Source organism: Microcoleus sp. PH2017_12_PCY_D_A (assembly GCF_020738565.1).
GTDB lineage: Bacteria > Cyanobacteriota > Cyanobacteriia > Cyanobacteriales > Microcoleaceae > Microcoleus.
On record NZ_JAEQCI010000071.1, the window covers coordinates 22,197 to 29,424 of the forward strand.

The 7,228-nt window shown below is 46.4% G+C and carries 5 protein-coding genes; 4 read left to right on the forward strand and 1 reads right to left on the reverse strand.

Annotation, left to right across the window (positions count from 1 at the left end; genetic code table 11):
- Window positions 1–546 precede the first annotated feature (546 nt).
- Window positions 547–2,019 (reverse strand): site-2 protease family protein, encoded by a 1,473-nt coding sequence (locus JGK39_RS20770; RefSeq protein ID WP_293256288.1) that lies wholly within the window; start codon window positions 2,017–2,019, stop codon window positions 547–549.
- Window positions 2,020–2,049: 30 nt separating this feature from the next.
- On the opposite strand from JGK39_RS20770, the gene JGK39_RS20775 reads away from it, so the two are divergent.
- The 4 genes from JGK39_RS20775 (at window position 2,050) to JGK39_RS20790 (ending at window position 7,063) form a co-directional block, all read left to right on the forward strand.
- A complete protein-coding gene (locus JGK39_RS20775; protein WP_366048925.1) occupies window positions 2,050–2,712 on the forward strand; it encodes an MBL fold metallo-hydrolase in 663 nt (220 codons plus the stop codon).
- 243 nt (window positions 2,713–2,955) lie between these two features.
- Entirely contained in the window at window positions 2,956–3,516 is a 561-nt protein-coding gene (locus tag JGK39_RS20780) for a sugar O-acetyltransferase (protein ID WP_293256294.1), read from the forward strand.
- Window positions 3,517–3,706: 190 nt separating this feature from the next.
- Window positions 3,707–4,171, forward strand: a complete 465-nt coding sequence (locus tag JGK39_RS20785; protein WP_293256300.1) for a hypothetical protein — start codon at window positions 3,707–3,709, stop codon at window positions 4,169–4,171.
- A gap of 399 nt (window positions 4,172–4,570) precedes the next feature.
- Window positions 4,571–7,063: a cache domain-containing protein gene (locus JGK39_RS20790; protein WP_293256297.1), complete on the forward strand. Its 2,493-nt coding sequence runs from the start codon at window positions 4,571–4,573 to the stop codon at window positions 7,061–7,063.
- Window positions 7,064–7,228: the final 165 nt, after the last annotated feature.

A 7,228-nucleotide genomic window follows, 5' to 3' on the forward strand; every position in this document is an offset into this window, starting at 1 on the left:
AGGGCATAGGGCATAGGGCATAAGTCTCCGCGGGCATACCTCACCACGCTTGAGAACGGCTATAGCTTAATTAGCAAGGGAGCATCTCATTTTTATAAAAAGCATTTTTTTATGTGAGTGCTGTCGGGAGATTGCAGGGGTTACAGAAAACCCGTGCGATCTCCCGACAGCACTATAAAGACAAAACTGAAAGGCTCTCAATAGCAACCCTTAAAGAATTTGTGAACCTCTTTCTTTTTTCTATCTCGCGACGATAAGTAAATCCTTATTTTTCTTCCTTATTTCTATCCTGAGCGACTTGTCAGCCCGCGCAGCCGAAGCGAGCCTTCTTCTCTCTGGCATCTTTTGACAGTGGACAGTTGAGAGTGGACAGTTGACAGTAGATATAGCGGTTTTCAGAAAGATGAGGTATGACTGACTGCTTGTAGAACCAATAAACTCAGAGGGCTCTCTTCCCAACTACGTCTGCGAATCTTTCTGAGAAAGGCTATAGGTGACTTTTTACCGACTGATGACTGATGACTGATGACTGATGACTAATGACTTCTAAACATTTAACCACTGAAGGAGTATCTTGGGTGCTGGCAACAAAATAATTAACAAAAGCCCGATCGCCAGCAACCCCAAAAAATCTCGCCTATCGTCCAATTCGCTCACATCATTCAACGCAGGTTCGTCGTTGAGGGGCGTCAAAAACAAAATAATTGCCCACAACAGCAAACCCTGTTCCAAAAAAGAAAGCAGCAGCATACAAATTCTGGCAAATTGCCCGATCGCCATACTCGCCCGCTGGCCGAACATCGCGTGTACAATGTGGCCCCCGTCGAGTTGTCCCACAGGCATTAAATTAAACGCAGTCACGATCAAACCCAAATAACCCGCCACCGCTACCGGATGCAAATGAATCGCAGTTTCCGCATTGAAAGCGCTGCCCAAGGTTAACTTGCTCAACCAAGTCATCAGCAGCGAAAATTTCGGACTGAAAGAGTCAAAATTTAACATTCCCGACTTCTCAGACAGCGGTACAATTGTCGAATGATTCAAACCCCAAATCAACAACGGCACTGTTGCAACCAAACCCGCCAGCGGGCCGGCAATACTCACATCAAATAAAGCTCGGCGGTTGGGAATAGGACTCCGCATTTGAATGAATGCGCCAAAAGTTCCCAAGAAAAAAGGAACCGGAATAAAATAAGGTAAAGTCGTGCAAATTTTGTAGAATCTGGCAGCTAAATAGTGACCGGATTCGTGAATTCCCAAAATTGTAATTAGAGCCAGCGAGTAAGGCAAACCCTGAAGCAACATATACGGGTTGGACTGCAAAATTTTTTCAGTGACTCCGGCAATTTGCGACCCGACAATTGTAGTGGTAAACACCGTAATCAGCACCAAAGCTAATGCAAAAAATGGCCTGGTTACAGGTTCTTTTTTGACAGGAGTTTCCCCGGATTGGCGGCTGGGATTGGGAACTATGGCAAAAAAAGGTTGACCGCTCAAGCTGTTTTGAAATATGACTAAAAAGCGATCGCCAAAATGCTGCTCCACATTCTCCCGAATCGCCTGGTAAGCCGCCTCCGGGTTCGTTCGCAACTGTCCCCGACAAATGACAGCCTGCGGGCGAAATTCTAAATCTCGCAAAAAGTAAATTGACCAGGGAAAACAATCGCGCAAGCTGGCTTCTTCCTCGGAATCGATCGGGCGCAGGGGCGGTTTTGGCTCTGTCGGTTCAGTCGCAGAACCTTCTACTTGCGTTTGTGTTTGGGCGATAATTTCCTTGCGCCCCAACTGTACCAAAAACCAGTACAAAAAAGGGCAAACCAGAAAAGGTATAATTACCAACTCGGGCGGTACTTTTTTGCTCGCGCCGTTAACTAAAAGCCAACCGCTCCAAATCAGTGCGGGCGCCATCATTACCAGCCACAGCAGCCATACCGGAGTGCGTGTGATGCGGCTGGTGCTGCTTTGCAACAAGTAGTAAGATATCCACCCCAATACCAGCAACCATAGTAAAAAGAACATAATATTTATTCCATGCCTCTCAATACTTCCTTGAAACAACAGAGTTCAGTCTCCAAACAGCCCAGGCTGGTGCTGGCACATATTTTTGCTTTCCCACCTAACCGGGATACCCTGGGTGCGACAGCTTATTTCATTGTAGAAAACGAATCGAACATCCTGGTAGATTGTCCCGCTTGGGATGAGATTAACCAAGCCTTTTTGCGGGAAAACGGCGGCGTGCGGCTGCTGTTTCTCACCCACCGCGGCGCGATCGCCAAGGCGCGGGAGATTCAGGAAGCCACGGGCTGCGATATCCTGGTTCAAGAGCAGGAAGCTTATTTGCTCCCGGGATTGAAGCTGACGGTTTTTGAGCGAGAATTTGCTGTGGGCGATCGCATAAAAGCATTGTGGACTCCGGGTCACTCTCCTGGTTCATCTTGCCTTTATGATACTGGCAGCGGTGGAGTGTTGTTTACCGGCAGGCACTTGCTTCCCAATCGAGAAGGCGCCCCGACACCGCAAAGAACGCCAAAAACTTTTCACTGGCCGAGGCAAATTAACAGCGTGCAGTCAATTATCGATCGATTTTCGCCCTCGACTCTGCAATATATCTGCCCCGCTGCGAATACTGGTTTTTTGCGGGGAAAAGGATCGATCGATCGGGCTTTTGAGCAATTAATCAATCTGGATTTAACAGTTTGTTTGCAGAATTAAGAATACCGGGCGGTTGAAACCGCGTCTATACAAGCAAAACCTGAGCTGAGAGGGGTTGAAGAAGACGCTCGCGGTTTCAACCGCCGTCTTATCAATCGCGTATTGGGTTAAAATTACCTTATTTTCTTTAGTCCGCGCACCATCCGGACTTCCTGTGTGTAGACGCGGTTTCAACCGCCGTCTTATCTTATTCCGCCGATTCTTACAACCGATTATTACGGCCAATTATTACCGCCGATGATTATGGAAAAAACCGAAAAACAAAAAATGCTCGCCGGCGAATTATATTTAGCAGCAGACGAGCAATTAATTGCCGATCGCCAGCGAGCCCGCCGCCTCACCAGAATCTACAATTCTACCCGCGAAGACGAACCCGAGAAACGGTTAGAAATCCTTGCCGAATTGTTTGGTGCAATGGGGCCCAAAATTGAAATCGAGCCGCCTTTTTACTGCGATTTCGGCAGTAATATTTATGCAGGAAACGGATTGTACATGAATTTTGGCTGCGTGATTCTCGACTGCAATCGAGTTAACATCGGCGAAAACTTGCTGTGCGGCCCCAACGTGCAAATTTACACTGCTTTTCACCCCACAGATCCGGAAATCCGACTTTCTGGCCGCGATCTCGCCGCTGAAATTAATATTGGTAATAATGTTTGGATTGGTGGCGGCAGTATTATTTGTCCGGGAGTCACTATTGGCGACAATAGCACGATCGGCGCAGGCAGTGTTGTTGTCAAAGATATTCCCGCAAACGTCGTGGCGGCGGGGAATCCTTGCCGAATTATCCGGCAGTTGCCTTGATGTGGTACGATCGACTCACTGGCGCGATCGGCTTTTTGGAGCTTTACACAAAAATTTTACAGACTATAACCGCCAGTTTGAGATTTTTCAGGTAAAATCCCCCGAAAAAATCTGCGGCCAAAATCTCAAATCTCAAATCTCAAATCGCTTAATTTCTCTCTCTCGTTTTCTCCACTACCAAGCTTTTCTTATGACGACTGCAACAGTTTATCCCAACGCACCCGAACTCGGCACCGACGACTACATAGTAGTGGGTTTAGCCACCTGCTTCATCAAAGAAGAAGGCGAAGTTCATCAAGTAAAAGTAATCGAACCTATCCCCTCAGCAGCTTTGCAAGCAATTGTCAAGGGAATTCCCACATCTTATGAAATGGCTTGGGGGACGACTTTAGGATCGGTGTTCGACGGCGAATCACCCCAAAGGCTGCCGGAATTCCCCGCCGAAGCTCAGTTTAGCGAAGAATTTGGCTTTCGGGCGATCGCCGCAGCCCGCACTTACAAAATCCGCCCCGAGGCTCAAGTTCACATTCCCTTAGGAACAGTTCGCAACGACTTTACGTATTCCTTAGAACGCAAAAGAGTGCTCAACACCGAGCGCGTCATTCGCACTGAAGACAATGTGAAACAGCACGAACACACTCACAAGGTTCTTTAAATAAATCGCCCAACTGCGGCAATTTAGCAGCGAAAAGAGTTTTGAGATGTGAATTAAAAATTTAACAATTTTTTCGTTCATGAATAACTCAAAACTTCAAAAATTTGATTATAAAAAAGCCTAATATCTCAAGGTAGGGTGCGCAGTGCGCACCTTACATAATTCCACAAAAGCAATACATTTCAACATTACCTAATAAGACAAAGCCCAAACATCTCAAAGTCTGGTGCTGATGGGCGTACCTGGCCCAATTGACAGAAATTGTTAATAACTGTCAACAAAACTCTTAAATTGTTGAATAAATATTTTAATCGATCGAAAACATGGTACAATCTGATTCCAGTTTAACAAGGTGAGCCCACCAGCGGGAAAAAATTAAAAAATCCCCGCAATTATTGAATGCTAGTAGTTTCAGACTCCTGGCAGGCGGGCAAGTTCATCGCAGGTGAGCTGAGGATTTCAATCTCACAAATTGGTCAAACCATGCGAAGCTTTGCGAGAGTGAAGTGGTGGAAATTAACTAGAATATTGCCAGCGAGATTGAAGGGCGAATACAATGTTCGCTACAAAATTGCGCTGTTAATTTTGGGCGTAACAATTCTGGCAGCTAGCATCGCTGGTTGTATCAGCTATCAAAGCGTGCGCCGCTTGATTGTCAACAAAAGCGAGCGAAATGCTTTGTTAGAAGTTAAGGAGCGCGGTAACAAGATCGATCGCTGGATCGGCACTAAAAAGACTGAACTTGAAACCCTCGCCAACACTCCTCCGGTGCGATCGATGAATTGGTCTGTGGCAGGCCCTTATTTAAAATCGGAAGTAAATCGACTCCAAGATTTCAAACATTTTGCATTGATTGAACCCGACGGTTCTTATTTTACCACAAAAGTCGGCAGAGCTTTGATTAATGTCAGCGATCGCCAACACTTCAAAAAGGCAATGGCTGGGGAAGTCTATGTTTCAGATCCAACCATTTCTCGCACGCTCAAAAAACAAAGTATTGTTCCGATTTCGGCTCCGGTGTGGTCAAATTCTCTGGAGAATCAATCAAAAAAGCCGATCGGAGTAATGAATGGTGTCATTAGCATCGAGCGAATTGCGGAAGTAGCAGGAAAGCTGGAATATGGAGTGGGAACTTACGCTTTTGTGCTCAATTCTCAAGGAGTGCCGATTGTCCATCCCGACGCTCGGTTAATGGGAAATATTGACAAAACCGCTCCCAGTCTTTTAGAGTCCGCAGATACTAATTTGGCAAATGTAACCCGGGAGATGGTTTATCAAAAAACCGGGATTGTACTGACTCAAATTAACGACGCCAGAGTTTATGTTGCCTATCTTCCTTTACAACAAGCTGAATGGTCGATCGCCCTGGTAATTCCCTGCGACAATCTCGAAAAAGAACTGTTCGCCTTAAATATATTAGCAGCAGCAGCCACGGGACTCTTCGCCGCAGCTATTTTGGCAGTAATTGTGGCACTGAAGCTATTTTCCCAAAAGTGCATTCGCACTCGCACAGAAGCCCTGATCCACCGATTGACAGGCCGCATTCGCGCTTCCTTGGAACTCGATCGCATCCTGCAAACTACAGTAGACGAACTCGGTACCTTGCTAAAGCTCGATCGAGCAATTTTCGGCTGGTACGACCCCCGGCAAGATACTGTAGAATTTTGCTGGGAATATTGCCGGGAAGGTTTACCGGGGCGCTTGGGAATCTTTGGCGCCACAGGAGGGCCCTCTGGAGATTTAGCTGCACGGCTGCATCGGTGCGAAACGATACTTCTGAAGAAAACCTCCGCCCCCGATGCCACAGAGTCTCAGGAAGTGGCCCATCTCGAACTCACAGACAGCCACTACGCAGTCGTACCCGTACTGACTCAGACTAATCGGTTGGGATATCTGTTCGCCAGCGCTAATCGGCGGTTTGCGACTCCCGAGGAAGTGGAAGTTTTGGAAACAATTGCAGACTCACTGGCGATCGCAATTTCCCAATCCCAACTCCACGGGCAAATTCAAGAAGAACTCAAGCTTTTAGAAGAAGTATTAGCCCAACTCAGAAGAACCGAAGAGCATTTAGTACAAAGCGAAAAAATGACAATAGTCGGTCAGCTCGCCGCCGGAATTGCCCAGGAAATTAACAACCCAATAAACTTTATTTATGGCCGCTTGATTCACGTCAACGATTCTCTCAATGATTTGCTGAATATACTTCGCCTATACCGCGAACAATATCCCACACCAGTGCCGCGAATTGCCAAAGAAATAGAGAGCTTCGACCTAGATTTTATCAGCGAAGACTTGCCACAAATTCTCAATTCTCTGAAAATAGGGACCGATCGCATACGCCAAAGCGTCCTGGCTTTGCGGAACATTTCACTTCCTGACGAAGCCAACAAAGAACGCGCCAACCTTCACGAAAGCATCGATAATATTCTGCTGTTGCTCGCTCACCGACTGGATAAAAAAATCTTAGTAGTCAAAGAGTACAGCAACCTGCCACCAATTTTGTGTTATCCCGGTCAACTGAGCCAAGTCTTTGCTAATATCCTCAGCAAGGCGATTGATGCTGTTAACCGGATTGACAAATTCGATCAAACTATTACAATTAAAACAGATATTGTCGAGCATTCAACAGGCAGGTTTATTGCAGTATCGATCGCCCACAACGGTTCTCGAATTCCGCCGGAAATTCAAGACCGAATCTTTGATCCGTTTTACCATACCAAATCCTTGAAAAATTTTACAGGATTGGGGCTATCGGTTTGCTATAAAATTATTGTAGATTTGCACGGCGGGCGCCTGACAGTTCAATCTCCAGTGCCATCTCAAATTGAATCTCAGACTCTATCTCAAACTGAGGGTGGTGCTGAGTTTATAGTAGAATTGCCGATCGTTTGATATCGTATTCCGCAGCCTAGGAAACCCGCCACCAATCTTGCGGAACACCGCAAAAAGCTTCATATCGGTTCGTAGTGAGGACTTTAGTCCGCAAGAAAGAAGGACTGAAGTCCTCACGATCAAACTAGAGAGTGAGGTTCGTAGTGAGGACTTTAGTCCGCAAGA

Coding starts and splice junctions, on each gene's coding strand:
- JGK39_RS20780 (WP_293256294.1), top strand. CDS start 2,956: ATGGAAAAAACCGAAAAACAAAAAATGCTCGCCGGCGAATTATATTTA.
- JGK39_RS20785 (WP_293256300.1), top strand. CDS start 3,707: ATGACGACTGCAACAGTTTATCCCAACGCACCCGAACTCGGCACCGAC.
- JGK39_RS20770 (WP_293256288.1), bottom strand. CDS start 2,019: ATGTTCTTTTTACTATGGTTGCTGGTATTGGGGTGGATATCTTACTAC.
- JGK39_RS20790 (WP_293256297.1), top strand. CDS start 4,571: ATGCTAGTAGTTTCAGACTCCTGGCAGGCGGGCAAGTTCATCGCAGGT.